At 60.5% G+C, this 25,989-nt stretch carries 19 protein-coding genes, 1 tRNA gene and 2 pseudogenes; 11 read left to right on the top strand and 11 right to left on the bottom strand.

The window, feature by feature from the left end:
* Positions 1-148: 148 nt before the first annotated feature.
* The 3 genes from LCU97_RS12385 to LCU97_RS12375 are packed head-to-tail and all read left to right on the top strand — an operon-like array spanning position 149 to position 3,714.
* A complete protein-coding gene (locus LCU97_RS12385) occupies positions 149-808 on the top strand; it encodes a paraquat-inducible protein A (RefSeq protein ID WP_053146625.1) in 660 nt (219 codons plus the stop codon).
* Positions 795-1,418: a paraquat-inducible protein A gene (locus tag LCU97_RS12380; protein WP_053146623.1), complete on the top strand. Its 624-nt coding sequence runs from the start codon at positions 795-797 to the stop codon at positions 1,416-1,418. Before LCU97_RS12385 ends, LCU97_RS12380 begins: the two co-directional genes overlap by 14 nt.
* On the top strand, positions 1,411-3,714 hold the full coding sequence (locus LCU97_RS12375) for a PqiB family protein (protein ID WP_053146621.1): 2,304 nt from the start codon (positions 1,411-1,413) through the stop codon (positions 3,712-3,714). Before LCU97_RS12380 ends, LCU97_RS12375 begins: the two co-directional genes overlap by 8 nt.
* Before the next feature lie 118 nt (positions 3,715-3,832).
* On the opposite strand, the gene mksF is transcribed toward LCU97_RS12375, so the two are convergent.
* From mksF to mksB, 3 genes are read right to left on the bottom strand one after another with little or no spacing between them, the layout of a single operon-like run.
* Complete coding sequence (gene mksF / locus LCU97_RS12370; protein ID WP_232776539.1) at positions 3,833-6,673, bottom strand: Mks condensin complex protein MksF; 2,841 nt, start codon at positions 6,671-6,673, stop codon at positions 3,833-3,835.
* Positions 6,670-7,371, bottom strand: coding sequence for an Mks condensin complex protein MksE (gene mksE, locus LCU97_RS12365; protein ID WP_053146617.1), 702 nt, complete (start codon positions 7,369-7,371; stop codon positions 6,670-6,672). The genes mksF and mksE overlap by 4 nt, the downstream gene beginning before the upstream one ends.
* Complete coding sequence (mksB, locus tag LCU97_RS12360) at positions 7,361-8,638, bottom strand: Mks condensin complex protein MksB (protein ID WP_232776536.1); 1,278 nt, start codon at positions 8,636-8,638, stop codon at positions 7,361-7,363. Before mksB ends, mksE begins: the two co-directional genes overlap by 11 nt.
* A 181-nt stretch (positions 8,639-8,819) precedes the next feature.
* On the opposite strand from mksB, the gene LCU97_RS12355 reads away from it, so the two are divergent.
* Both LCU97_RS12355 and rimI read left to right on the top strand, forming a co-directional pair.
* Positions 8,820-9,599 (top strand): energy transducer TonB, encoded by a 780-nt coding sequence (locus LCU97_RS12355; protein ID WP_232776535.1) that lies wholly within the window; start codon positions 8,820-8,822, stop codon positions 9,597-9,599.
* The gene (gene rimI / locus LCU97_RS12350) at positions 9,592-10,044 is read left to right on the top strand and encodes a ribosomal protein S18-alanine N-acetyltransferase (protein ID WP_053146613.1); all 453 of its coding nucleotides are present in this window, start codon (positions 9,592-9,594) and stop codon (positions 10,042-10,044) included. Before LCU97_RS12355 ends, rimI begins: the two co-directional genes overlap by 8 nt.
* Positions 10,045-10,185: 141 nt before the next feature.
* Here the strand turns inward: rimI and LCU97_RS12345 are convergent, their stop codons facing one another.
* On the bottom strand, positions 10,186-10,590 hold the full coding sequence (locus tag LCU97_RS12345) for a hypothetical protein (RefSeq protein WP_053146609.1): 405 nt from the start codon (positions 10,588-10,590) through the stop codon (positions 10,186-10,188).
* A 133-nt stretch (positions 10,591-10,723) separates the two neighbouring features.
* On the opposite strand from LCU97_RS12345, the gene can reads away from it, so the two are divergent.
* Positions 10,724-11,368: a carbonate dehydratase gene (gene can / locus LCU97_RS12340; protein WP_041023284.1), complete on the top strand. Its 645-nt coding sequence runs from the start codon at positions 10,724-10,726 to the stop codon at positions 11,366-11,368.
* A 24-nt stretch (positions 11,369-11,392) separates the two neighbouring features.
* Here the strand turns inward: can and LCU97_RS12335 are convergent, their stop codons facing one another.
* The 3 genes from LCU97_RS12335 to LCU97_RS12325 form a co-directional block, all read right to left on the bottom strand.
* On the bottom strand, positions 11,393-11,920 hold the full coding sequence (locus tag LCU97_RS12335; RefSeq protein WP_053146607.1) for an SET domain-containing protein: 528 nt from the start codon (positions 11,918-11,920) through the stop codon (positions 11,393-11,395).
* Positions 11,921-12,093: 173 nt separating this feature from the next.
* Complete coding sequence (locus LCU97_RS12330; RefSeq protein WP_232776534.1) at positions 12,094-13,251, bottom strand: hypothetical protein; 1,158 nt, start codon at positions 13,249-13,251, stop codon at positions 12,094-12,096.
* A 112-nt stretch (positions 13,252-13,363) separates the two neighbouring features.
* Entirely contained in the window at positions 13,364-14,782 is a 1,419-nt protein-coding gene (locus LCU97_RS12325) for a short-chain fatty acid transporter (RefSeq protein WP_232776533.1), read from the bottom strand.
* A 173-nt stretch (positions 14,783-14,955) separates the two neighbouring features.
* On the opposite strand from LCU97_RS12325, the pseudogene LCU97_RS26845 reads away from it, so the two are divergent.
* Together LCU97_RS26845 and LCU97_RS26840 are read left to right on the top strand one after the other, a co-directional pair.
* Positions 14,956-15,792: pseudogene (locus LCU97_RS26845) on the top strand (PAS domain-containing protein); the annotation flags it as partial.
* A 108-nt stretch (positions 15,793-15,900) separates the two neighbouring features.
* Complete coding sequence (locus tag LCU97_RS26840; protein ID WP_232776565.1) at positions 15,901-16,332, top strand: methyl-accepting chemotaxis protein; 432 nt, start codon at positions 15,901-15,903, stop codon at positions 16,330-16,332.
* A 202-nt stretch (positions 16,333-16,534) separates the two neighbouring features.
* Here LCU97_RS26840 and ggt read toward each other — a convergent pair whose 3' ends face one another.
* From ggt to LCU97_RS12300, 3 genes are all read right to left on the bottom strand, one after another.
* Positions 16,535-18,391: a gamma-glutamyltransferase gene (ggt, locus tag LCU97_RS12310; protein ID WP_232776532.1), complete on the bottom strand. Its 1,857-nt coding sequence runs from the start codon at positions 18,389-18,391 to the stop codon at positions 16,535-16,537.
* Between the two features lie 137 nt (positions 18,392-18,528).
* A tRNA-Met gene (locus LCU97_RS12305) sits at positions 18,529-18,605 on the bottom strand.
* Between the two features lie 103 nt (positions 18,606-18,708).
* Positions 18,709-20,766 (bottom strand): methyl-accepting chemotaxis protein, encoded by a 2,058-nt coding sequence (locus LCU97_RS12300; RefSeq protein ID WP_053146629.1) that lies wholly within the window; start codon positions 20,764-20,766, stop codon positions 18,709-18,711.
* Between the two features lie 331 nt (positions 20,767-21,097).
* Here LCU97_RS12300 and LCU97_RS12295 point away from each other — a divergent pair, with 331 nt between their 5' ends.
* From LCU97_RS12295 to LCU97_RS26830, 3 genes and pseudogenes are all read left to right on the top strand, one after another.
* A complete protein-coding gene (locus tag LCU97_RS12295; protein WP_053146600.1) occupies positions 21,098-22,315 on the top strand; it encodes an MFS transporter in 1,218 nt (405 codons plus the stop codon).
* A 533-nt stretch (positions 22,316-22,848) separates the two neighbouring features.
* Positions 22,849-24,111, top strand: a pseudogene (locus tag LCU97_RS26835) (PDC sensor domain-containing protein); the annotation flags it as partial.
* Positions 24,106-25,011 (top strand): methyl-accepting chemotaxis protein, encoded by a 906-nt coding sequence (locus LCU97_RS26830; RefSeq protein WP_408636388.1) that lies wholly within the window; start codon positions 24,106-24,108, stop codon positions 25,009-25,011. The pseudogene LCU97_RS26835 and the gene LCU97_RS26830, both read left to right, overlap by 6 nt.
* Here the strand turns inward: LCU97_RS26830 and gcvA are convergent.
* Positions 24,967-25,914, bottom strand: a complete 948-nt coding sequence (gene gcvA / locus LCU97_RS12285; protein ID WP_232776529.1) for a transcriptional regulator GcvA — start codon at positions 25,912-25,914, stop codon at positions 24,967-24,969. The two genes, LCU97_RS26830 and gcvA, sit on opposite strands and share 45 nt — an antisense overlap.
* Between the last annotated feature and the right edge of the window lie 75 nt (positions 25,915-25,989).

Here is a 25,989-nt window from a genome sequence, read left to right as displayed (position 1 = left end):
AAATTCCGAAACCCCTATCTGCTGATGCAGGTAGGGGTTTTGTTTTGCCCGTAGGAAAAGTTTGTAGGAAAGTTCGTTACGAATTTGCACGGTTATTTTCGAGCCGGAGCACTAGAATAGCCTCACCTTAGCTGAGCCAGAGCTCTTTATGTCAGATCCGTTGGACACTCGCGAGTTGTCAGATCTCCCCCTGAATGATCTGGTGGCTTGCCATGAATGCGATCTGTTGATGCGCAAGCCTCAATTGGCCCATGGTGAAAAAGCCGAATGTCCCCGTTGTGGTTATGAGCTCTACGCCCACCGTCATAATGTGGTCGAACGCAGTCTTGCCTTGGTCATCGCCGCTCTGTTGTTGTATGTGCCGGCGAACTTTTTACCCATCATGCAACTCCATCTGCTCGGACAATCCTCTCAGGACACCGTCTGGAGCGGTGTGGTTGGTCTGTACGATACCGGCATGCAAGGCATAGCCGTGGTGGTATTCCTGTGCAGCATGGGCATACCGTTGCTCAAGCTGCTTTGTCAGCTGACGGTGTTGCTGACCATTCGCTGTAATGTCGGCCGTAGTTATGGGTTATTGCTCTACCGCATTTATCACCATCTACGGGATTGGGGGATGCTTGAGGTTTACCTCATGGGCGTACTGGTGGCCATCGTCAAGCTGGCGGACATGGCGGCTATCACCGTAGGTCTTGGCCTGGTGTGCTTTATCAGTTTACTGCTGGTTCAAGTCTGGCTGGAGGTGGTGATGTCACCCCATCAGATTTGGCAAGCATTATCAGGAGAGGACGATCATGCGGGCGATTGATGCAGGGATTCTGATCTGTACCGAATGCCACGAATTGAATCGGTTGAACGCCGATGCCCACGGACAGACCTGCACCCGTTGTGGCGCGCTGGTTCATCCCCGCCGCCCCAACAGCCTCATGCGCACCTGGGCCTTGTTGATCACCGCCGCGATTCTCTACATACCCGCCAATATGTTGCCGATCATGACGATCAACTCACTGGGCCAAGGTGCCCCGAGTACCATCATGGCCGGTGTGATCGAGTTGGTGCAGCATGGCATGATTCCCATTGCCGCTGTGGTGTTCATCGCCAGTATCCTGGTGCCGACTTTCAAGCTGGTGGGCATTGCCTTGTTGCTGATCTCCATACAGCGACACCAGCCCATGTCCGCACGGCAACGCATCCTCATGTACCGCTTTATCGAGTTCATCGGTCGCTGGTCGATGCTCGATATTTTCGTGATCGCCATTTTGGTGGCAGTGGTGAATTTCGGACGACTCGCCAGTGTCGAAGCCGGGCTCGGCGCGATCGCTTTTGCCAGCGTAGTGATTATGACAATGATTGCCGCAGTAACCTTCGATCCCCGACTGATTTGGGATAACACGGAGTCGGATAACGACCATGACTGATTTGCCAACCGCTAAAACCCGACCGGCCTCCAATTGGTCGGCCATTTGGGTCTTGCCGCTGATTGCCCTGATCATTGGGGGCTGGCTCGCCTGGCGGGCTTATAACGAAACCGGGATTGAAATCAGCGTGCGCTTTGAAAGCGGCGAAGGTATCCAGGTCAACAAGACCGAAGTTGTCTACAAAGGTATGACGGTCGGTAAAGTGAAGGACCTTACGCTCGATGACGAAGGCAGCTCCAAGGGCGTGGTTGCGACCGTCGAGATGAACAAAGACGTCGAGCAGTACCTCAAGACGGGTACACGTTTCTGGCTGGTCAAGCCAAGCGTTACCCTGGCAGGGATCACTGGCCTGGAAACCCTGGTATCGGGTAACTACGTGGCGATCAGTCCGGGTGAAGGAGAGTCCAGTCGCAAGTTCAAGGCCTTGGCCGAGGAGCCGCCGCTGTCGGATGCCAAGCCAGGTTTGCATTTGACCATCAAGGCTGACCGCCTGGGCTCGCTGGACCGGGGCAGCCCCGTGTTCTACAAGCAGATTCAGGTCGGACAAGTGAAAAGCTATCAGCTGTCCGAAGATCAGAATACGGTCGAAATAAAGGTTTTCATCGAACCGACCTATGCCAGCCTGGTGCGCAAACACACGCGCTTCTGGAATGCCAGCGGCATCAGCATCGATGCCAACCTTTCGGGTGTGAAGGTGCGCAGCGAATCCCTGGCCAGTATCGTGGCCGGTGGTATTGCATTCGCCACGCCGGAGAGCCGCAAGGACAGCCCTCCGACGGACCCGAGCCTGCCGTTTCGTCTCTACGAAGACTTTGACGCAGCGGCCGCCGGCATTCGGGTGAAGGTCAAACTCAGTGACTTCGAAGGCTTGCAGGCCGGTCGGACGCCGGTGATGTACAAAGGCATTCAGGTAGGTAGCCTGAAGACCCTCAAGGTCGATCCAGACCTCTCCAGCGCCACCGCCGAATTGACGATGGACCCGTTGGCCGAAGATTACCTGGTGACGGGAACCCAGTTCTGGGTAGTCAAACCTTCGATCTCCCTGGCCGGTATTACGGGCCTGGAAGCGTTGGTCAAGGGGAATTACATTGCCGTGCGCCCAGGGGACAAGGGCAGCGCACCACAGCGCGAGTTCGAAGCCCGGGCCAAGGCGCCGCCGCTGGACTTGCGTTCGCCGGGCTTGCACTTGGTGCTGCTCACCGAGAATCTCGGATCACTGGAGGTCGGCAGTCCGGTTCTCTACAAGCAGGTCAAAGTCGGGTCGGTGCAGAGCTACCAGTTCTCTCGCAAGAAGAAGCAATTGATTATTGGCGTGCACATCGAGAAGGAGTACGAAGGGCTGGTCAACGGTTCGACGCGATTCTGGAACGCCAGCGGCGTCACTCTCACGGGCGGCTTGACGGGGGGCATCCAGGTCAAGAGCGAATCGCTGCAAAGCCTGATGGCCGGTGGTATCGCTTTCGAGACGCCGGAGCCGAATGTACCGTTGAAAAGACGTATTCCGCGCTTCCGCTTGTTTGAAGACCGCGAGGCCGCGCAGCAAAAGGGAACCGTGGTCACGATCAAGGTCGATCGTGCCGACGGTTTGCGCAGCGGTACTCCGATTCGCTTCAAAGGACTGGATGTGGGCAAGGTCGAGGACGTGGACCTTAGCCCCGACCTGCAATCGGTGCTGCTCACCGCACGTATCACCGAAGTCCCTGAGCGTATCGCCCGGATCGGCAGTCAGTTCTGGGTAGTCAAGCCCGAGCTGGGCTTGATCAAGACGTCGAACCTGGAGACGCTGGTGACCGGTCAATACCTCGAGGTGCAGCCTTCGACGAAGAATCTGGGACCGCAGAAAAACTTCGTGGCCCTTGCCAGCCCACCGGAAACCGCTGTGCCCGAGGCTGGTTTGAGCCTGGTATTGAGCGCGGCCCGCCGAGGCTCGTTGAAGACGGGCGTGCCGGTGACGTATCGCGAAATTACCGTGGGCAAGGTTACGGGTTATGAATTGGGGCAGACGGCGGATCGGGTATTGATCCATATCCTGATCGAGCCCAAGTACGCGCCGCTGGTGCGCAGTGGCACGCGCTTCTGGAACACCAGTGGATTTGGCCTGGACTTCGGTCTGTTCAAGGGCGCAACGGTGAGGACCGAGTCGCTGGAGACGTTGATCCAGGGCGGTGTTGCTTTCGCAACACCGGATGGCGAGAGCATGGGCAGTCCGGCCCGGCCGGAGCAGACCTTCCCCCTGTTCGATAAGTTTGAAGATGAATGGCTGACCTGGGCGCCGAAGATCAAGCTCGGTAAGTGACGGGTCTGGCGTTTCGACGCCATCGCGAGCCTGCTCGCGATAGGGCCATCAGACCACAGGCGATAAAAAGGCCGCGATCCAATGGATCGCGGCCTTTTTTCATTCCCGGCTCTTCACCTTACACCGGATCCAGCTCCGGCTCGTCGGCTTCTACGTTCACCGTGGCCTTCACCGCATCACGACGACGGATGTACTTCCAGTCCGCTTCGTCGATGTAGATACCGTTCGGGCCACTGCCGCCTTCCAGGTCGATGGCGACACTGGCGCAGACCTGCGGCTTCACGCTGGCGAGAATCGGTACGAAGCCCAATTGGAGGCTGGTTTCCAGCAGGGCTGCCTGGTTCTTCTCGTCGATGTCCGCCGCCTCGTCCAGGTAATACGGCAAGCGCACGCGGCCGGCTTGTTCGCGGTCCATCAGGTGCAGCAACAGGTACATGTTGGTCAGCGCCTTGATGGTCATGGTCGTGCCGTTGGACGCTGCGCCGTCGATGTCGGTGTGGATCACCGGCTGGCCGTTGACCTTGGTGATCTCGAACGCCAGTTCGAACAGGTCTTTGAGACCGAGCTGGTTGTGGTTCGCCGCCACCAGCCGCGCCAGGTATTCCTTGGCTTCTTCGTTCTTGTTGTCCTGCTCGGCACTCTGGCTGAGATCGAACACCGACAGGGTTTCGCCTTCTTCGTACTGGCCGGCGCTGTGGATGATCTGGTCGATGTGCTTTAGGGCTTCCTTGTTCGGCGCCAGGACGATGCGGAAGCTCTGCAGGTTGGACACCTGGCGTTTGTTGATCTCGCGGTTGAACAGCGCCAGTTGATGTTCAAGGCTGTCGTAGTCGCTGCGAATGTTGCGCAAGGTCCGGGCGATGTCGGTCACCGCTGCACGGCGAGCCTTGCCCAGGGTCAGGGCTTCGTCGGTGCGGTGGGCATAGGCGTTGATCAACAGCTGCAGGCGCCGCTCCATGTCGTCTTCGCTGTCGAACTTGGCCACGCCCTTGAGGCGCACCTGGGCGTACAGCGCTTCGATCTGGCCGTCGATGCGCAACAGGCCCTGCCAGCTGTCCTGATAGTCATTGAGCAGTGGCAACAGGTTGTCCATGGAATCATCGACCGGGTCCATGAACGGCGTGCCGAACGGCAGGTCCGCCGGCAACAGGTGGCGACGGCGCAGGGCATCGTCGAGGGTGCGTTGCTTGGCTTCCAAGTCGGCGATCTGCCGGCCCACCAGTTGCAACTTGGCCGACAACTGCTGGACGCGTTCGGTGAAGGCGTCGCTGGAGCGCTTGAGTTCGTCCTGGGCCGCTTCCATCTGCGCCAATTGCTCGAGCTTCTCGCCTTCTTCGGCGCTCAGGGTCTGGGTGCGGCGGAAGTCCTCGAGGGCTTTCTGTGCGTCCAGGACCTGCTGGTACAGCGCCTCGGTCTGGGTCTTGCTAGCGGCACGGTCGGCGGCCACGGCTTGCTGGGTCTTGAGCTGCTTGAGCTCTTTCTCCAGGCGTTCCTTTTGATCCCGCAGCGCGGCGCGGTCGGCCAGGGCCTGCAATGCTGGCGGCTCGATGTGGGACAGGTCAATGGACAGGCCCGGCACTTCGAAACGCTCGCCCTTGAAGCCGTCGAGGATCAGTTCCACGGATTTGACCCAGTCGCCGTTCTCATCCAGGGCGATGCCATGCTCGCCCAGCGGCAGGCTGAACAGGGCACTGTTGAACAGGCGCATCAGACGCTCGACGTCCTGTTGTGAGAATTCTTCCCGCAGGCGGGCATAGCTGTTGTTGTCGGCGTGATCGAGTTGCTGCTTGACCGACTTCAAGCGCTTTTCCAGGTCCCGCAGGCGTTCTTCCAGGTCTTCAGCGCTGAACTGCCGGGACTGGGCCAGGGCGCCGGCCAGCTCATCGTGGGCGTCCTTGGCGGCGAGCAGTTGCTGCTCCAGCACCTTGACGTCATCCACCAGGGCAAAGCGATGCTTGAGCACCGACAGCTCGCCGAGCCAGCGTTGGATGCCTGTGATCTCACGCTCCAGGCGCATCAGCTCCTGGGTGCTGCCGCGCTGGTCGTTCTGCAGCGAGTCCTGTTCGTTGCGGTAGTGTTCGGCCTGGATGGTCAGCTCTTCCTTGCGTGCACTGGCGTAATCCGACCAGGTGCCGAGCAGCGAGTCGAGCAAGGGAGAGAGGCGATGCAACTTGCCGCGCAGGATGTCGCGCTGCTTCACGCCGCTGGCCAGGGCCTCCACCAGCGGACCAGCCGCCACCAGAGAGTTGTAGTCCTGCTCCATGCGTCGTACGTCGCGGAAGGCCTCTTCGCACGCGGCGATGTAATCCACGCTGCCGGAACGCAGGCTGTGTTCGAACGCATCGAGGAACAATTGCTTGAGCTTGGCCGCGGTGATTTCACGCATGTGCAACAGGTTGATGAACAGTGCGCGGAAGGTCTTGAGGCTTTGTTCGCTGGTGGAGCGCAGTGGGATCAGCGTCAGGTCCAGGGGAATGGATGTGTGACCACCCACCAGCAGGCGCCGCAGTTCATCCGGTTTGAGCTCGTAGGCCTTGAGGCCTTCGCGCTCCAGGTTGGTGAACAGCTCTTTCTGCCGCAGGCACGTGTCATTTTTTTGATAGTGGGCCAGGTCCAGTTTGCCGGCATAGGCAAAGAACTGGTGCCCGAAACCGCCGCCGGGGCCGCGACCGACCACGCCAATCACGTGCGGGCCATGGGGCAGGGCGACTTCCACCAGGATGTAGCTGGTGTCCGAGGCGAAGTAGAAACGCCGGGATTGTTCCAGGCTGTACTTGCCGAAGCTCATGTCCGACATGCGCGCCAGGATCGGGAACTGCAAGGCGTTGATCGAGGCGGATTTACCTAGGTTGTTCGCGCCGTACACCGACAGCGGTTCTTCCAGCGGGAACAAGCCAAGGCTGTAGCCGGCGGTGTTCAAAAGGGCAAAGCGGCGGATGCCGTAGCGTTCCTTGCTCATGCGTCGGTCTCCTGTTCTTCGGCAATGGCGCGGGCCAGTGCGTCTTCTTCGCTTTCACCTTCGAATTCGCTGAGGTCCAGCGGATCATCGGTTTGCAGCAGTTTTTCGTCGCTGTCTTCGTCGACCAATACCGGTACCGGTAACGGCAACACACTGTGCAGGCTGGCGGCCAAGTCGCGGTCCTGCTGGACCGACAGGCAGACGTCGAGGAACCGATGCATCGGCGGCAGGAAGCGATACACGCCGTTTTCCTCGCTGGCGAAGCCCAGTTGAGTCATGCGGCGCATGATTTTTTCTTCCAGCTCTTCCTGGGTCTGCACTTCGGCCTGGATAAACAGGTCGCGGTACTTTTCCAGCAGCGACGGCAATTCGTCGCGGCCCAGGCTGCCACCGTCGAGCACGGCGATCGGGTCGCGGCCCTGGTCGGCCAGGTGCTCGACCAGGATGAAGGTGAACAGGGCCAGGCGCTGGGCGGTCTTGTTCACCGCAGCGGCGGCCAGGTCCGGTACGAAGTAGTAGAAGCCACGGGTGTCGCACACCAGCTCGAAGCCCAGGGCCTTGAACAGCGTGCGGTACTGGTCCTGGAAGTTCGACAGTTGGGCGTACAGCTCCGGGTCGCGGCGGCTGATGTGATAACCCTTGAACAGCTCGCGGAAGATCGGCGCCAGCTGGGACAGTTCGGATAGATCAAGATGCATTTGGGATGCTCGCAGAATCCTCGGCGGCGTCGCCGGCCGAGAGCAGGGCGAAGGAGCGCAGGCTGACCTGATGCTCGTGTGTGTGGTATTCGCGGCGTTCCAGACGCTCGCGCTTGAAACGTTTTTCCCGCGACAGGCGCGAGAACCAGTACAGCAATTCGTCGGTGGCGCCGTCCGGCTCCTGCTCCAGCAACCAGGTCATCAGGTCCGGCATCGGCAGGGCCTCTTCGCAACGTTCGACCATTTCGCGAACGGTGCGTGGCGCGCGTGGTGCTTCGCCACCCTTGTGGGTCTTGTGGGATTTGGGGAAGCGCGCCGGTTTCGGCTCGAAGCGGGCCAGGGCATAGACATAGGCTTCGACCTGGCTGGCACTGCCCAGGAAGGTGCTTTGCGGCCGGGTGAACAACGGCATGGCGGCTTGCGGCACGGCGTCGATGCCTTTGCGGCGAATGGCGGCCAGGGCCAGTGCGGCGCCACGGGTGACAGCGTTGTGGCGGCGGGCTTCTTCGCGCAGCGGCAGGAGCAGCTCGCGGGCATGGCGCAGGGTCAACTGGGCGCTGGTCTGCATCTCCAGGATGCGCGCGTGGGTGCGCAGCAGCATGTCGTCATCGACGAGGTGACCGAGACGCTGCTGTTCGGTGAGCATGCGCAACAGCACGTTCTCGACCTTGCGCACGCCTTGCTCGAACGCGCCGTCGGCGTTCACCAGTTGGATCATCGGCTCGACGTATTCGTCCCAGGTCGCCAGGACTTCGGCGTAGCGCTGGCGCAGAGGAATCTGCCGGTCGCTGGTCTTGGCGCGTTCGGCGACCGACACCAGCGCCTGCTCATCGTTGGCGAGTTTTTTGAGTACGTCGCGCACGCGCATGTCCAGCAGGCGCAGCTGGCGGGCCAGGTCGTTGCCGTCGCGCACGTCGAAGGCGTCCTGGATGTAGCCGGCCAGGCGTTCGAGGTGGCGCAGGTAGGCTTCGATCTCCAGGCACAGGCCCAGGCGGTGCTCGCGGCGCAGGTACGCAAGGAAATCATGGATCTGGGCGTTGAGCTCGAAGCGGTTCGGGCTTTTCGCCACCGGTACGAGGATATCCAGGCGGATCCACACGTCCAGCAGGTTGGTGATGTCCTGGGGCGTGCTGTCCAGTTGTTGGGCGGCCAATTGTGAACGCAATTCGTTGAGGCTCAGGGTGCCCTGGTCGAAGTGCTCGCACAAAGGTTCAAGCAATGCCCAGTGTTCGGCAAGGGCGCGCAAGACGCGCTTGGGTTCGATCATCGCAATGGCCGTCGGGTTGGCAATTAAAAGCGGTAATTGTACTGCATCGGACCGGTTGCGATTCACCCCTGAGACGGACTGTCGTTTTGTATCGTTCGACGATTGAATCAACGGGGAAGCGATTCGCGTCGAAGGGCGGTAGAATCCCTCCCACTTTCAGTTATCCACAAGTGGCCGACCCTTGCTTATCGAGTCCCGTCGCCGCGCCTATCTGACCGCCATGCAGGTGGTCACCTGGCTGCCGCGTACCGAATTGCCATTTGCCGCCCCGTCGCGGCTCGAGCTGCTGGAAGCGCTCGAGCCGGCGCACGCCGAGCCGGCCGTGACGACGCCTGTCGCCAAGACCGTTGCCGAACCGCCGCCATCGGTCGAACGGCCGAAAATCGAGGTTCCTCGCCCCTCGGCTGCCGCCCGTGCGCCTGTCAAACCGGCAGAGGAGGTACAAGAGACGCCTGTCCCGGTCAGGGTCGCCCCGGTCCCGCCACCGCGCTTCAGCCTGCAATTGCTGCGGGCCGGGCGTTGCCTGCTGTTGGTGGAGCTGCCCACGGGGGAGCCGTTCCAAAGCCGTGATCCGGCCTACCTGCTGCTCAAGGACATGCTGCGCGCCGCCGGCCTGCCGGACAGCCCGCAGATCGTCGGCGAACCGGTGCGCTGGCCGTTGTTGTCCCGTGGGACGATGGACCAGGGACCGGAGGCGGCGCGGGATTTCGTCCAGGGCTTCGTGTCGGCGCGGCTCGAAGACGCGCCCTGTGTATGTCTTTGGTTGATCGGCCTGCCGGCGGTGAAATTTGCCGGGGAGGCAGATGCCGAAGCGTTCAACCGCGAACTGCAGATCGAGGGGCTGGGCTCGGCTTGGGCACTGCCTGGATTGGAACTGTTAATGGAAACGCCACAGCGCAAGGCTGAAGTCTGGCAAGCCATGCGCCGGCTGATGGCGCGCTGGAAAGAATCGAATGAGTGACGCTGTATCGTTCCGCCCGATGACCGAGGCGGACCTCGACGCTGTGCTGAAAATCGAATACGCGGCTTATAGCCACCCTTGGACCCGAGGGATCTTTCTCGACGGGTTGGGCAAATACCAGATCTGGTTGATGTTCGAAGGCCAGCAGCAGGTAGGCCATGGTGTCGTGCAGATCATTCTCGACGAAGCGCACCTGCTCAACATCACCGTCAAGCCGGAAAACCAGGGCCGGGGACTGGGCTTGCGCCTGCTGGAGCATTTGATGTCGATTGCCTGCAAGGCCGAGGCCCGGGAGTGCTTCCTGGAGGTGCGCGACAGCAATCGCACGGCGTTCCGCCTATATGAGCGCTATGGCTTCAACGAGATCGGCCGGCGGCGCGATTACTACCCGGCGGTGGGTGGGCGTGAAGATGCGGTGGTGATGGCCTGCACATTGGTGGAGTGATGCCCCAACGGCATGAAGCGAGCCCCTGTGGGAGCGGGCTTGCTCGCGAAAGCGGTGGGTCAGCTTGCATCTTTGCAACATGTGACGCCGCTTTCGCGAGCAAGCCCGCTTGCACAAGGGATTTACGGTGACTGTCGGTATTTAGCGCTTGCCATCCAGCGGATCGACCTGCGCCATCTCCGCCTCGTCCAACCCATCGCCCCCGCCGATGTCATTTTCACCCACCACGCTCAGATCCCAGTCAGCCTGTTCGTCTTCGCCGGCCTCGTGGGCATCCCGGGCGCCGTCTTCGCGGATGAGGGTTTCGGGGCTCATGTCATCGTCGGTCGGTTGGCGATCGTCCATGGACGCGCCCGTCAGGCCTGCTTCGCGTACGCGTTCAGGGGGGATCAGCTGTTCGCGCTCGTCTTCCGGCAGTTCGTCACCGATTCTCGCACTGGGCTGTTCGTCATCGAACTCCAGCTCATGCATCGAGCCCATGCGGTCTTCGTTGTCGTCGATGGGTTCCGGTTGCGCCGCATCGAAAGGACGTCGTGAATCATTCATGGCTATTCCTCATGCTGTGGGCCTCTAATGGGTGGACCCGCAGCCAGGCCGGGAATTCCAACGACATTAATGAAGTGACCTCGACCGGCGGTGTGGTGTCCAACATGCGGACTATTCTCGAGGGCTGGATAGCATGAACGAACTACAAGATCTGATTGATAACAACGCGCGCTGGGCCGATGCGATCAAGCAGGAGGATCCTGACTTCTTCGCCAAGCTGGCCCGTCAGCAGACCCCGGAATACCTGTGGATCGGCTGTTCCGATGCGCGAGTGCCGGCCAACGAGATCGTCGGCATGCTGCCGGGCGATCTGTTCGTGCACCGTAACGTGGCCAACGTGGTGCTGCACACCGACCTCAACTGCCTGTCGGTGATCCAGTACGCGGTTGACGTGCTCAAGGTCAAACACATCCTGGTCACCGGCCACTACGGTTGTGGCGGCGTTCGCGCCTCGATGCAGGACCGGCAACTGGGCCTGATCGATGGTTGGCTGCGCTCGATCCGCGACCTGTACTACGAACATCGCGAGGCATTGGCGCAATTGCCAACCGAAGAGGAACGCGTCGACCGTCTGTGCGAACTCAACGTGATCCAGCAGGTGGCCAACGTCGGCCATACCAGCATCGTCCAGAACGCATGGCACCGTGGACAGAAACTGTCGATTCACGGTTGCATCTACGGCATCAAGGACGGGCGCTGGAAAAGCCTGGACACCACGATCAGCGGTTTCGAGCAATTGCCGCCGCAGTATCGCCTGCGTCCGGTGGGCGCGCCCTGATCCCAGGTTCCGTGGCAGCAGGCGTCAGTCGCGATGGCAGCGACGGCGCCAGCGCTTGAGGAACTTCATGCCTTGCTCGTTGGGTGGTTCGTCATAACCGGTGATCCACCCGTGGCAGTTGGAGGAACCGCACCGGCAGGCAAACTGCCGGTACAGTTTCGGCTCCGTGCTGGCGTAGTCCATGCTCAGGCTGTCGCCTTCCTGTATGGGCGTCAGGGACCATAGCCATAATTCGCTCATGTCCAAAAAGACATTCGGATTGCAGGAGTGTGCCAGCAATCCGGCGAAGCGTGGGTCATACATGTGGATTTCCGGCAGGATCTGCAGGGTGTGCAGGCGTCGTCGCCCCAACAGAAGCCCTGATACACGACACATTCGTTCCATGGGGGCGAAGCGCTTGAGTGAGACGATTCCGCTGCCGCGCCCGTTGGCGGTGCGTAGCACTTCGAAATCGCGCGCAGACGGATAACCCAGGCGAGTGCTGAGTTCTTTTTCCGGGTAGATACAGTCCCGGTTCTGTGAACTGGCTCTATCGGTCACAAAAATGCTCATGACGGTCCTTGTCGGTGCGCAACACCCGACTTACTGGCGCTGGATCCTTCCAGCGTCGTGATTGACCCGAATAGTGTCGCCCCGATCAAGGGCGCTATCTACTGTCAACTCTGACAGGTGCCCATAGGGCTTTTCCCGCATGAGCGCAGGCTGATGCGGGAAAGCCATGAGATTTACACCGGTTCGGACGGCAATGGCATCGGCGTTTTCAACTGCGGGAGCTGCGATTTGATCGCCGGCGTCTCGCATTTCTGGGCCGCTTCAGCCGGCGTCAATTTGCGAACCGAGGTGTAGAACAACTCGCAGGTCTTCTCCTTTTGCGTGACTTGCCAGGTCTGGGTGCATTGGTTCAGCAACGTGGTCGGATCGGTGCCCGGCTTGCTGCCCATCCCGGCCTGCCAGCACGCTGCGCTCAAATCCTGACCCATGACCTTCAGGCCCGCCGCATCCGCCTTGGCCTGGTCCCCGTCATAGCTCTCCGGATCGGCGGCGTACCAGATGTAGCTGGGGTGGTTGGAGCCTAGCACCGGCACCTTCAGCCCCGCCGCCGGGGTGATGGTCGCCAGGCCAAGCACGCCGACCGTCGGGCCGTATTGTGTCTTGATCCAGTTTCGCACCGGGGCACCGAAGGCCACCATTGGCAACGCGGCTCCGCTGGTGCCCTGGCTGACTTGCTTGACCATGGTGGTCTGGTAGTCAGTGAAATAGTCGTAGACACCTTCCAGCGCCGAACCGGCATTGGACGGGGCGGCAATCGGCGCGATGTCGATGATGGTCTGGTAGGCCGGTGTCTGGTCGGCGGCGATGCCGTTGACGGTGAGCAGCGTGGCCCAGCGATCCGTGGTGGCCGATTCCAGGTAGTCCTGGGCCTGGGTCAGGGAGTAATCCGGCGGGAAGTGCAGCAGCTCGACACTCTTGCGGTTTTCCAGGGCCATGCCCAGCGGGAGGAACAGGTACCAGTTGTAGGCCCATTTCTTGTCGCCGTTGAGCTTGGTGGCGCCCGTGTAGGCCAGGTCACCGGCGTTTAGCAATGCGGTCAATGGCTGGCCGTAGCTTTTCGGCACGCCGGCTATGTGGGCGTAGACCGTATCATTGTCGCGTTTGACGCTGACCTTGGCCGTGCCGTAGCCGTCGCGTTGCACGCTTTGGGTCAGGTAATGCTCGACGGTCTGTTCCAGGGTCCAGTCGCGAAAGCAGATGACATTGCAGTTGTTGGGATAAGCGAAGAGGCGGGTCACGCGTTCTGTGCTGCCAAGCTGTACATCGATGTCGGCGTGGGCGGTGGCGCTCATGGCCAGGGTGGCAAGAGGAAGCACTGCGAGTTTGAACATGCTCAGATCCTTTTCAGCGTATGGGCCCCTCGAAACAGGGCGCCCCCATACTGAAACAGACCGGGCCGAAGAAAAAGTGGGCCGATGTAAATATCGGCCCTTTTTTATGGCCTTATGGCATCACTGGTGGCAAATAGGTCAAAGTCGTTCCCAGCGCCCACAGCAATACCAGCACCAGAGGGGTGTGGACCAGCAACTGCACGAAGGAAAACCCGATCAGATCCCGAGCCTTCAACCCTAGTACCCCCAACAGCGGCAACATGTAGAACGGGTTGATCAGGTTCGGCAGCGCCTCGGCGGCGTTGTAGATCTGCACCGCCCAACCCAGGTGATAGTTCAAGTCGTTGGCCACCTGCATCACATAGGGCGCTTCGATGATCCATTTACCGCCGCCGGATGGAATGAAGAAGCCCAATACCGCCGAATAGATACCCATCAACAAGGCGTAAGTGTCATGGGAGGCGATCTGGACGAAAAAGGTCGAGATATGGTGGGCCAGGGTCTGGGCATCACTGCCCTTGACCGTGGTCAGCAGCGCGGCGATCGAACCGTAGAGTGGGAATTGGATCAAGACGCCGGTAGTCGTCGGGACAGCCCGGGCCACCGCGTCCAGGAAACTGCGCGGACGCCAATGCAACAGCGCGCCAAGCATCAGGAACAAGAAGTTGTAGGTGTTGAGCCCGGAAATCGCGCTAATGGCGGGCTTGCTCGAAAACTCGTGAAACAGCCATCCGGAGGCCAGCAATACCAGGGCAATGGTCAGCAATGGGCTGTGTTCCAGCCATTCGCCCGGACGGGTGCGCGGTTGCAGGGCCGGCATGCTGAAGCTTGGGTCGATTCCACAGGCGGCGGCATCACGGGCGCTGTTCGGGCCTGGGGCGGTCGCGTAGGCAACGATCAACGAGATCACGATCAATGCCAGCAACATCACTCCGGACTGCCACAGGAAAATGGTCTGGGTGAAAGGTATGACACCAGTGATCGACAGGATCGATGGCGGCAGGCTGGCCGGGTTGGCCTGCAATTGCGCCGCCGATGAGGACAGGCCCAGGGCCCATACCGCGCCCAGGCCCAGGTAGGCGGCGGCGCCGGCGGCGCGATAGTCCATCTTGAGGTCGGTTCGACGGGCAAGGGCTCGTACCAGCAGGCCGCCGAACACCAGCGACAGGCCCCAGTTGAGCAACGACGCAACCATGGAGATCAGCGCCACCCAGGCCACCGCCGAACGGCCGTTCTTCGGAATCCGTGCCAGCCGGTCGATCAGCTTGACGGCGGGCGGCGAGCTGGCAACCACATACCCGCCGATCACGACGAAGGCCATTTGCATGGTGAACGGGATCAGGCTCCAGAAACCGTCGCCGAACGCCATGGCGGCGGCCGTGGGCGTGGCGCCAATGAATTGCGTTGCCACCGCGACGACCAGCACTGCCAGCGCGACGAAGACCCAGGAGTCGGGAAACCAGCGCTCGGCAAAGCTGGAACAGCGCAAGGCGAAGCGGGCGGAGCGGCTGTCTTCAATGTCGGTGGTCACGGTAGTTACCTCGGTTTTATGGTTGGTTTTATGGAGGAGGGTATCTGGAGCGGTAGGGCCCCGGCGATCAGCGGCAACAGTAGAACAATCCCAATGACCTTGGGAGGGAGGACAGGGTTCGCAAGGGGCCTGGAATTTTTGCAGGCCGACCAACGGCACTCTTTAGAAAAAAAATGTCAAGCCGATGGCAAGGGATGGATCCATTCACTTTTCCTGCCTGTCGGAGCATGCCTATGTTCAATCAACGTTTGAAACAGGAGTTGTCGGCTCTTCGCCAAGAACTGTCCAGTCTCATGCAGGTAAAGGAAAGTCTGGACCGCGAAATGCTGGCGTTGACCTTCGACGCAGAGGGGCGTGTGAAAACGGTCAACCAGAAGTTCCTGGATGAAATGCATTACAAGGGCCAGGACCTTATCGGCCGGTCTATCGAAGAGCTTGTTCCGGCCTATTTGAAATCCAATGAACACCAGCGTCGCTTCACGTCGGCGCTGACTCGTGGCGAGCATTTCTCCGGTGCCGTTCGTCTGCTGCGCGGCAATGGAAAGGAAGCGTGGCTGCGTTCGATCCTTCAGCCGGTACGGACCGTCGATGGCCGGATTCGCTATTTCTCCATGTATTCCAACGATCTGACCCGCACCATCGAGGGCTCTCGCGAGCATGAAAACCTCATTGGTGCATTGGTGCGTTCGACGGCTGTGATCGAATTCGACCTGAACGGCCAGGTGCTGACAGCCAATGATCGTTTTCTCAGTGCCATGGGTTACAGCCTGGCGCAGATCAAGGGCAAGCACCACCGCATGTTCTGCGGACCGGAAGAATGCAACAGCCCGGAGTACCAACAGTTCTGGAAGCGCCTGAACAGTGGCGAATTCGTCGCCGGTCGTTTCAAACGCATCGACAGCAACGGCCGTGAGGTGTGGCTGGAGGCGTCCTATAACCCGGTGGTCGATGCCAACGACCGGCTCTATAAAGTGGTCAAGTTCGCTACGGACATCACCGATCAGGTCAATCAGGAAAAAGCCGTCGCCGAGGCGGCAAATATCGCTTACAGCACTTCGCTGCATACCGACAACAGCGCACAGCGCGGTACTACCGTGGTGACTCAGGCCGTGGAAGTGATGCGCGAGCTGGCCCGGCACATGCAGACCGCCGGCGAGGGCATTGAGGCCCTGAATGAGCAATCCCTGGTGATCGGCACCATCGTCAAGACCATCAGCGGCATCGCCGAACAGACCAACCTGCTGGCGCTCAACGCAGCCATCGAGGCTGCTCGGGCCGGTGAGCAAGGCCGTGGTTTCGCGGTGGTGGCCGATGAAGTACGGCAACTGGCGTCGCGCACCAGCCAGGCGACCGATGAGATCGTTGGCGTAGTCCGCCAGAACCAGGACATGGCGCGTAATGCCGTATCGCTGATGAACGACGGCCAGCACCAGGCCGAACAGGGTCTGGCCCTGGCAGCCGAGGCGGGAAGTGTGATCGTCGAGATTCAGGACGGGGCGAAGAAAGTGGTGGATGCGGTGAGCCAGTTTGCCAATCAGCTGTCGACCTGAGGGGCGAACTGAAGACTCCGAACCAGCATCGGATTCCCCGAACAACGGTGGTGAATCCTGCGCCGTCGTTTGTACAAATCGCAATCGCAAGCAGGCCCGCCCACAGAGGATGACGTCAACAACTCCCCGTGTTCACGCCGGATAGATGTGGGGGCGAGCCGGCTCGCGATGATGACGACTCGGTATCAGTCCATTCCGAATTTCAATCCCCCAGCGCTTCACCCTCGCGCCGTGGATCCGCCCCACCGGCCAATGAGGTTTTCCCCTGCGCGTCGCGTACCCGGACAATCGCCTGGGTCCCGCTGGTCATGTCGATTTCGCTGACCGCATGGCCCTTGTCTTTCAGCGCCTTGATCAGAGCCGGGCTGAACTGGCCCTTTTCCAGTTCGGTGGGGCCGTTGCGGCTGCCGAAGTTCGGCAGGTTGATGGCGGTTTGTGGGTCCAGGTTCCAGTCCAGCAAGCCGACAACTGACTTGGCGACGTATTCGATGATCTGCGAGCCCCCCGGCGAGCCGACGGCCGCCAGCAGCTTACCGCTCTGGCGATCGAAGATCAGGGTCGGCGCCATGGACGAGCGCGGGCGCTTGCCGGGCTCGACACGGTTGGCAACTTTTTGTCCGTTCTCTTCGGGGATGAACGAAAAGTCGGTCATCTGGTTGTTGAGCATGAAGCCTTGAACCATCAGGTGCGAGCCGAACGCCGATTCCACTGTGGTGGTCATCGACACGGCGCCGCCCTGGTCATCCACCGCCACCACCTGCGAGGTGGAGATGCGCAACGGCGAACGGTCCGGCGCATAGGCCACTTGCACACCCGGTGGCGTGCCTGGCTTGGCGACGCCCATGCTGCGCGGCCCGACCAGGGCGGCGCGGCTGGCCAAGTAACCGGCGTCGACCAAACCTTTGACTGGAACGGGCACATAATCCGCATCGGCGACGTATTGGGCGCGGTCGGCGTAGGCCAACCGCTGCGCTTCGGCAATCAGGTGAACCGCTTCGGGCGCGGGTTCCAGGCCGGCGGGTTTATCGCTCTTCCGCGGTTTCAAGGGCGCGAGGGCCATATGGCTGTCGCGTTGCTCCAGGGCCTGCAGCGTGCCAAGAATCTGCGCCACGGCGATGCCTCCGGAAGAGGGCGGCGCCATGCCGCAGACCTGCCAGCGTTTATAGTCGGTGCACAGCGGCGCTCGCTCCCGGGCGGTATAGCCCTTGAGGTCGTTCAAAGAAAGGCTGCCCGGGTTGGCATGGCCCTGCACCTTGGCGACGATCTCCCTGGCAACGGGCCCCTCGTACAACGCATCCGGGCCTTCGCTGGCGATGCGCTTGAGAACACCGGCCAATGCAGGATTCTTCAGCCGCGTGCCGACCGCTTTCGGGCTGCCATCGCTATTGAGGAAGTAGGCGGCCATGTCCGGTGAGCCCGACAGAGACGGATCGCTGGCGATCATGGAATGCAATCGTGGCGAGATAGCGAAACCGTTCTGCGCCAGGGCGATGGCCGGTTCGAACAGCGTGGCCCATTTCAAGCGACCGTGTTTACGGTGGGCCAGTTCAAGCGCACGTAACACACCCGGCGTACCGACCGAACGACCGCCGATCTGGGCGGCAGTAAACGGCATGGGTTTGCCGTCGGCCTGCAGGAAAAGCTTCTCGGTGGCGCCGGCCGGTGCCGTTTCGCGGCCATCGTAGGTGCGTACGGCCTTGCCATCCCACAGCACAATGAATGCTCCGCCGCCGATGCCGGAAGATTGCGGCTCCACGAGTGTCAGTACCGCTTGCATCGCAATCGCCGCGTCGATGGCCGAGCCCCCGCGTCGCAACATCTCCCGTCCGGCCTCGGCGGCCAGCGGATTTGCCGCCGCGGCCATGTGCTTACCGGCGTGTCGGGTCTGCAGGTCGGTGCGGTAGCCTGAAGCGTTCTCCGGTGCGGTGGGTAATGGCGCAGTGGCGGTAGAGGAGGTGGGAGTCTTACAGGCAACGAGAGAGAGAGCGACAGCCAGCAGCGAAACGGCTGAGAAACGATGAAGATTCGAACTGAAATTTGTAAGCACGTGTCGCTCCATCCGTGGCGGGGGATAGAGATCGACTGTAGCGATGCGAGGCGCGGGGTGCAATCGACGGGAACGGCACGGGAAATTCCGCGCTGTTTTCTTGAGACATAAAAAAACGGCTTATCTTTCGATAAGCCGTTTTTAGTACTTGGTGGCTACACAGGGACTTGAACCCCGGACCCCAGCATTATGAATGCTATGCTCTAACCAACTGAGCTATGTAGCCAAGTGGCGCGCATTATTCGCCGGTAGCGAGGATGTGTCAAGCGTAAATCTGAAATATTTCTCTGCGCTTTCAACCGCTTATCCATCCTCGCCGCAAATGCCCCTCAACCGAGTTGAAATCTTCCTGTGTTTGCGCTCAAGGCCTGGCTTCCCTGGCTCAGGGTGTCCGCCGCGAGGTTAACGGCCCGTGCGCCATCGAGCAGGCGCATCGCCGCCTGGTCGACCTGCTGGATATTGCCGCTCACCTCATCGGCGGTGCTGGCTTGTTCGTCCACCGCCGTGGCGATTTGCGCGAGGGTATCGGTCACGCTCTGCACGGCGTTGGCGATTTCTCCCAATCGTTCGCCCAGGCTGGTGACGGCTTGTGCATCGGTCTGTGCCTGTTCGCAGGCGGCTTCCATCAGGCTGACAGCCTCGTTGACCGTGGCGCGCAGGCTGTCGACGGTGCCGGCGATCTGCTGCGTGGAGGACTGGGTGCGTTGTGACAGGCTGCGCACCTCGTCGGCCACCACCGCGAAGCCTCGACCCTGTTCTCCGGCACGAGCGGCTTCGATGGCGGCGTTGAGGGCCAGCAGGTTGGTTTGTTCGGCCACGCCACGGATGGTGTCGACCACCATCTGGATCTGTTGCCCCTGTTCACTCACTCGGCCCAGTGCGGCGGCGGTGTCGTTGAGCCGCTGGTTGAGTTGCTGGATGCTGGCCGTGGTCCGTTGGCTGTCTCGGCTGCTGTCCGCGGCGATGCGCCGGGTCTGCTGGGCGCTGCCGGCAGCCTGTTCGCAGCTTTTTGCTACGCCCTGTGAGGTAGCGGCCAGTTGTGTTGCGGCGGCGGCAATCTGGCTGATCTGCATCTGCTGGGCTTCGACTTCTCCCAGTGCATCGCTGGAATGGACATTGAGGGTGCGCACAGCGTTGCTCACCTGAGACGTCTCGTGATCCACACCCAGCAGGCTGTTGCGCAATTGCACCACGGCGACGTTCAGGGCGGTGCTGATGGCCGCCAATTCATCACGCCCTTGCACTGGCACTTGCAGGCTGAGGTTGCCATCACGCAAGGCTTCGGCCAGCAGGGTGATGCCGCTGGCGCTGCGACGGATGGAGGCTTGCAGGCAGATGAACAGATAGAGCGCTGCCAGCACCAGGCAGCCCAGCACCGTTGCCACCAGGATGAATTGGCGGACCGCTGTGCCGTGATAATGGTCCAGGCGGGTATCCAGGGCCACCAGGGATTGCTGGCGCAGGGAGGCCAGGTCCGTCAGGAGGGTGTCCATGTGTTTCTCGAAGTCTTCCGGCTTGAGACTGATGGAGCCGCCGAACACACCGTCGTCCAGTACCTTCAGTTCGGCATCCAAATGCTTGAGGCTGCCCTGATATTGTCCGGCCCAGCCTTGCAACTCGCTGGGCAGGCGAGCCTCGAGGAGTCCGCCGGTCTTGAGCAATTGATCCCGGGAATCGCCGATCCGGCTGCGCAGGTCTCGCAGTTGCAGGCGGCTTTGCAAACTGAATTGACCCGACACAACCGAAGCCTGGCCGACGCTGGCCAGGCGGCCGACCCGTTCGATCAGGTCGGGTGTCTGCTGGGTCGAGATCTGGGTCAGCAAATAGGTTTCCAGCCAGGAGGCGAGGGTCAGGCGATTGTCCATGACGATCTGCTCGCGCAGGGATTGCAGGGCATTGAGCGATGCAGTGAAGCGGTCGTAGCCATCCGGCCACCAACCCACGGAACCCAGGCTTTTCGAATCCAGGACCTTGAGGCTGTCTTGCAGGGCTTGATAGCGGGCGAGGGTGGCGCCTTCGGCCCCTTCGGTCTGCAAGGCTGTGCCTAGCTCGCTGGCTGCCTGGTTGAGGGCCGGTTGCACGGCGTCGAAAGAAGCCATCGCCGCCAGCGTGGCGGGGGTGGGTTGGCGATTGGTTTCCGTGGCTCGCCAACGGGCCGCGCGGTTGCGCTGGGCGGTGAGCAGATTGTCCAGGTTGTCCAGCGCCAGCAATTGACGCACCCCGGCGCGCTCACCGGAGATCAGGCTTAATTTGTCACGATAGTCCTGGCCAATGATCCACAGACTACCCATGAGCGGCAGAATGAAAAGCAGGAACAGCAACTGGAATTTACGGGCGAAACCAAAACGTCCCAGCCATCTGATGCCCGGTGATAGAAAAGCGTGCATGCCCATACTCCCCTGAACACCTTGCACTGTTTTTGTGCGTTTCTACACAAGTGCTGAAACAGGTGTTCTTTTAAAAGGCCTCGAAAGTTCGTTCAGATCCGCTCTGTGGGCGGGTTTTGTAGCGAAACTTCCCATTCTCGGTCCCCTTTGTAAGGGGCCGCATCGTAGGTGATAAGCAAGGCAAGATTCAGACCATGGCGTTGAGCTATCACCTTGTTCAGCGAGAATTTTTACGGTCGATAGCAAGCTAAGGGGATAGCTTTGCTGCACCGAAAAATGGCACATTGACGCACCTGCCCGTGCGCACCCATCCGTTGTATGGAAACTTCCCATGGCTCTCAGCAATACCCAGGCTGGCACCTCGTCCACTCCGGCCGCAGCCCAAAGCAGCCCATTGGTCATGCGCATCATTGGCGCCGTGGCACTGGCGCATTTGATCAATGACTTGATCCAGGCAGTGCTGCCCTCGATCTACCCGATGCTCAAGGACAGTTATGGCCTGACCTTCACCCAGGTGGGCCTGATCACGTTGACCTTCCAACTCACTGCTTCTCTGTTGCAACCCTGGGTCGGCTACCACACCGACCGGCATCCCAAGCCCTGGCTGCTGCCGGCCGGTACGGTGTGCACGTTGGTCGGCATCGTAATGATGTCCATGGTTGGCAACTTTGCCTTGATCCTGCTGGCCGCCGCGCTGATCGGTATCGGCTCCTCGACCTTCCACCCGGAAGCTTCGCGAGTCGCCCGGCTCGCCTCGGGCGGTCGTTATGGTCTGGCGCAATCGACATTCCAGGTCGGCGGCAACGCCGGTTCGGCATTCGGTCCTTTGCTGGCGGCGGCGATCATCATTCCCTATGGGCAAGGCAACGTAGCCTGGTTCGGTGTGTTCGCGCTGTTTGCATTGTTCGTGCTGTACCGGATCAGTCGCTGGTACGCCAACCACCTGAACTTGTTCAAGCTCAAGCAGGGCCAGGCGGCCACCCATGGTTTGTCCAGGGGCAGGGTCCTGGGTGCGCTGGTGGTGCTGGGCTTGCTGGTGTTTTCCAAGTATTTCTACATGGCCAGTTTCACCAGTTACTTCACGTTCTACCTGATCGAGAAATTCGACCTGTCGGTGGCCTCCTCGCAGTTGCACCTGTTCCTGTTCCTCGGCGCGGTGGCGGCGGGCACGTTCTTCGGTGGCCCGATTGGCGACCGGATCGGGCGTAAGGCCGTGATCTGGTTCTCGATTCTTGGCGTGGCGCCGTTCACCCTGGTCCTGCCTTATGTCGATCTGCTGTGGACCAGCATTCTCAGCATGGTGATCGGCTTCGTCCTGGCCTCGGCATTCTCGGCCATCGTGGTGTACGCCCAGGAACTGGTGCCGGGCAACGTCGGGATGATCGCCGGCGTGTTCTTCGGACTGATGTTCGGCTTCGGCGGGATCGGTGCGGCGCTGCTGGGGCACTTGGCGGACATACGCGGCATTGAGTACGTGTATTGGTTGTGCTCGTTCCTGCCGTTGTTCGGGGTGTTGGCGATTTTTCTGCCGAGAACTAAAAAAGCCTGAGCCGAGCCGTGAGTGCTGCGAAGGCCAGCGGGACTGCGTGATGGCGCTGTCTCTGCTGGCTGCGCAGCAACTGCGTTTACCAGAATGTCTTCCTCGTCCTTGCGACTAAAGTACTGCCTCGTCTAAGCCTCAAGTTGATAGGGTCGAAATATGTCCCATGTTAATTTGCTGCCGTGGTTATTGGTTTGAATGGATTCTGCGGCCGTATTCAAGGGTGACCCTGTGGTTACAGCAAAAGCGGGCTTCACATTCTTTCCATCGATTGCCCTTATCCCCAGGGAGCAGCCTGCTCTGGATGAGGCCCTCTGTTTTTGATTCGAATATCTCTTCTTCTTTCCGAGCGGAAAGAGATGGATTTGTGCCCCCAACCCGCCACGTTTCAACGCTTTGAAGCTGTATCGCCATGCCCTTGAAGGCGTTCGCCCGGGGACCGCGTAAGCAGCAGTGATCGATTGTTACTCGCCGAGTCGTGCACCCGTTGGAAGGCCGTCGTCGTTGACGCTGGCAATAAATAGAATCAGGCAGGGGTTGATATGAAGTTCAAGTCATTGCAGGCACGTATTTGTGTCACGGCAGGCGTATGCCTGTTTGTTTCGTCCATCAGCCTGGTGGTTTACGGGCTCTTCAGCGCTCGCTCCAATGAACATTACGTTTCCAAGGAAGTTTCCGCGCTGGTTGAGAAGGCAACGATCCGGGAAATTCAAAACCTGGCCGAATCCCGCGCCAATGCCATCCAGGCCAAACTGCAAAATGCACTGGATGCGGCGCGCACCATGGCCAATACCTTTGCCGCCAGCAAGGCTTCGCAAAGTCACCTGGCGTTGGGACGGGACCAGATCAACAGCGTGTTGCTCAGCGTGCTCAAGGATAACCCTGACTTCAACGGCACCTATTCCTGCTGGGAGCCGGATGCCTTGGATGGGCAGGACCTTGCGTTTCGTAATGCCCCGGACGGCAGCAATCCGTTGACGGGACGTTTCACCCCCTACTGGACACGCGGCGCTGACGGCCATGTTGCGGTGCAACCATTGGTTGAGTACGACTCTGCGGACCGCCATCCTAACGGGGTGCTCAAGGGCGGTTGGTACAGTGGTCCACGCGATACGTTGAAGGAAAGCGTATTGGACCCCATTCCCTATGTGGTCCAGGGGAAAAACGTATGGTTGACCACGTTGTCGGTCCCCATCGTGTCCAATGGCAAGTTCTATGGTGTGGTCGGGGCTGACTTCGATATCGCCTTCATTCAGAAACTCAGCGAGCAGATGTCTGCCGATCTGTACGGCGGCCAAGGCACAGTGTCCATCCTGAGCAACCAGGGGCTGGTGGTCGCGGACAGTCGACGTACCGATCTGATCGGCCAACCTCTCAAGGCCTTGCTGCCTGACGCCTGGGAAAAAGTGCTCCAGGATATCCAGGGGGCACGTGGTAACGGTCTGCTCAACGCGCAAACGCAGGACATCGAAGTGTTGATGCCCATCACGCTCGGTCGCACCGGTAAGCCCTGGGCGGTGTTGATTCGTTTGCCCAAGGCCGTGGTCATGAGTCAGGCCATTGCATTGGAGCAGGAGCTGCAGGCGCGCAGCATCGACAACAGCATCTGGCAGGTGTCGGTAGGGTTGGCTATCTCGCTGCTGGCCCTGGTCGCCCTTTGGTTTGCCAGCGCGAAAATCGTCGGGCCGATCCGCGAAGCCGCTGCCTTGGCCGCCAACATCAGCCGGGGGGATCTTTCCCGTCGCCTGGTGCAGAAATCGGAGGACGAAGTCGGACAATTGTCCGTGGCGCTCAACGATATGTCTGACAGCCTGCAACGGCAGGTCATCGTGGCCGAGCGCATTTCCGAAGGCGACCTGGACCTGGAGGTCCGGCTCTCCTCACCTCACGATACGCTGGGCAAGGCGCTGGAGAAGATGGTCAGCAACCTCAATCAATTGATTTCGGAGGTCCAGACCAGCGCCACGCGGATCACCGGCAGCTCGGCGCAAGTCACTGACCTGAGCCAGTCGTTATCAGAGGGAGCGTCCAATTCAGCGTCGTCCATCACGGAAATCAGTGCGGTGATGACGCAAATGGCCGCCCAGACCCGGGACAACGCCGCCAACGCCAGAAAAGCCGATGAGCAATCCCAGGCGTCGAGGGCGGATGCGGGGGAGAGCGACAAATTGATGAGCGAACTGATTGCCGCCATGGCCGAGATCGACAGCTCGGGCAAGGACATCACGGCGATCATCACTACCATCGACAACATTGCCGCGCAAACGAACCTGTTGGCCCTGAACGCAGCCATCGAAGCGGCCCGGGCGGGTGAACTTGGGCGTGGTTTTGCCGTAGTGGCCGATGAAGTGCGCAGCCTGGCCGCCCGCAGCGCCGAAGCCGCCCAGCAAACGGCCACGCTGATTGCCGACTCTTCGAGCAAGACACAGCGCGGCATGGTCATCGCGGCCCGGACTGCCGAGTCGCTCAAGAACATCGTCAGCGGAACCAGTTCGGTGTCCAATCTGGTTTCGCTGATCTATCAAGCCTCCAGCGAGCAGGCTTCGGGCTTGCAGCAAGCGAGCATCGGGCTTGAGCAGATCGATGAAGTGACGCAGAAGAACCAGTCGAACTCACAGGAATGCGCGGTGGCGGCAAAGGATCTTTCAGAGCGGGCTTCATTAATGCAACGGGTGCTGAGTCGCTTCAAGGTCAAAAGGGTTTAGCCCCTCCAGGCTGGAGTCCCCGCGTCGGTGAATTTGAGCGCGCATCCAGTCGATAAACACCTGCGTTTCAGCGGCGGTGTCTTGGGCGACGCCGTAGTAATAACGGGTCAATGGCAGGCGCAAGGAGGGAAACGGGCAGGTCAGTCGCCCTGTGGATAAGTCCCTGCCCAGCAACGATGCGGGACACAGGGCGACACCCAGGCCGTCGACGGCGGCTTGCAGCACCAGATGCATGTGATCGAATTGCAAAGTGGGTTGAGTGTGTCGCTGAGTGATACCCGCGTGTCTGGCCCAGTCCTGCCAGTCACTGCTGCGGGTCCTGCCAGCCAGCAGCGTGTGTTGGATCAGGTCGCCGGGGCTGTCCAGCGGCTGGCTTTGCAGCAGTGACGGTGCGGCGACCAATACCAGATCATCTTCCAGTAATGCGTGAGGTTGGACGTTGGCTGACCATCCAGCCTTTGCGCGGCGTATCACGACATCAAATGTCTCACGCGCGTGATCCGGCGGCAGGGTGCTGGTGACCACTTCAGGTTGGATATCCGGATACAACGCCATGAAGTTCGGCAAGCGCGGGATCAACCAGCGCTCCGCAAAGGAAGGGCGCACGTTGATTCTGACTTTGCGCAGCGAAGCGCCTCGGGTCAGGGCGGTTGTGGCATTGGCGATCTGCGCCAGGGCCACGCTGACCTGCTCATAAAATGTCCGGCCAGCCGGCGTCAGCAGTGATTGCCGGGTTCGACGCTCGAAAAGCAGCACCCCCAGGCGTTCCTCCAGCAACTTGATATGACGGCTGACCGCGCTGTGGCTGACATGCAACTCTTCGGCCGCACGGCTGAAGCTCTGGTGGCGAGCGGCAGCGGCGAAGGCGCGAACGGCGTTCAAAGGGGGCAGGTTGGAAATCATGTGTCTAATTTAGTCACATCCCTGGTGCAATTAAAGCGTTTGTCAGCGATGCCAGTTCACAACACTCTGAGCCCC

It is taken from the genome of Pseudomonas uvaldensis (genome assembly GCF_021271205.1).
Lineage (GTDB): Bacteria > Pseudomonadota > Gammaproteobacteria > Pseudomonadales > Pseudomonadaceae > Aquipseudomonas > Aquipseudomonas uvaldensis.
This window is presented reverse-complemented; position numbering and strand designations above follow the sequence as displayed.

Excerpts from the sequence above, each read along its gene's own strand:
- LCU97_RS12385 (WP_053146625.1), top strand. The coding sequence starts at position 149 with ATGTCAGATCCGTTGGACACTCGCGAGTTGTCAGATCTCCCCCTGAAT.
- LCU97_RS12380 (WP_053146623.1), top strand. The coding sequence starts at position 795 with ATGCGGGCGATTGATGCAGGGATTCTGATCTGTACCGAATGCCACGAA.
- LCU97_RS12375 (WP_053146621.1), top strand. The coding sequence starts at position 1,411 with ATGACTGATTTGCCAACCGCTAAAACCCGACCGGCCTCCAATTGGTCG.
- mksF (WP_232776539.1), bottom strand. The coding sequence starts at position 6,673 with ATGAGCAAGGAACGCTACGGCATCCGCCGCTTTGCCCTTTTGAACACC.
- mksE (WP_053146617.1), bottom strand. The coding sequence starts at position 7,371 with ATGCATCTTGATCTATCCGAACTGTCCCAGCTGGCGCCGATCTTCCGC.
- mksB (WP_232776536.1), bottom strand. The coding sequence starts at position 8,638 with ATGATCGAACCCAAGCGCGTCTTGCGCGCCCTTGCCGAACACTGGGCA.
- rimI (WP_053146613.1), top strand. The coding sequence starts at position 9,592 with ATGAGTGACGCTGTATCGTTCCGCCCGATGACCGAGGCGGACCTCGAC.
- LCU97_RS12345 (WP_053146609.1), bottom strand. The coding sequence starts at position 10,590 with ATGAATGATTCACGACGTCCTTTCGATGCGGCGCAACCGGAACCCATC.
- can (WP_041023284.1), top strand. The coding sequence starts at position 10,724 with ATGAACGAACTACAAGATCTGATTGATAACAACGCGCGCTGGGCCGAT.
- LCU97_RS12335 (WP_053146607.1), bottom strand. The coding sequence starts at position 11,920 with ATGAGCATTTTTGTGACCGATAGAGCCAGTTCACAGAACCGGGACTGT.
- LCU97_RS12330 (WP_232776534.1), bottom strand. The coding sequence starts at position 13,251 with ATGTTCAAACTCGCAGTGCTTCCTCTTGCCACCCTGGCCATGAGCGCC.
- LCU97_RS26840 (WP_232776565.1), top strand. The coding sequence starts at position 15,901 with ATGCGCGAGCTGGCCCGGCACATGCAGACCGCCGGCGAGGGCATTGAG.
- ggt (WP_232776532.1), bottom strand. The coding sequence starts at position 18,391 with ATGGAGCGACACGTGCTTACAAATTTCAGTTCGAATCTTCATCGTTTC.
- LCU97_RS12300 (WP_053146629.1), bottom strand. The coding sequence starts at position 20,766 with ATGCACGCTTTTCTATCACCGGGCATCAGATGGCTGGGACGTTTTGGT.
- LCU97_RS12295 (WP_053146600.1), top strand. The coding sequence starts at position 21,098 with ATGGCTCTCAGCAATACCCAGGCTGGCACCTCGTCCACTCCGGCCGCA.
- LCU97_RS26830 (WP_408636388.1), top strand. The coding sequence starts at position 24,106 with ATGTCTGACAGCCTGCAACGGCAGGTCATCGTGGCCGAGCGCATTTCC.
- gcvA (WP_232776529.1), bottom strand. The coding sequence starts at position 25,914 with ATGATTTCCAACCTGCCCCCTTTGAACGCCGTTCGCGCCTTCGCCGCT.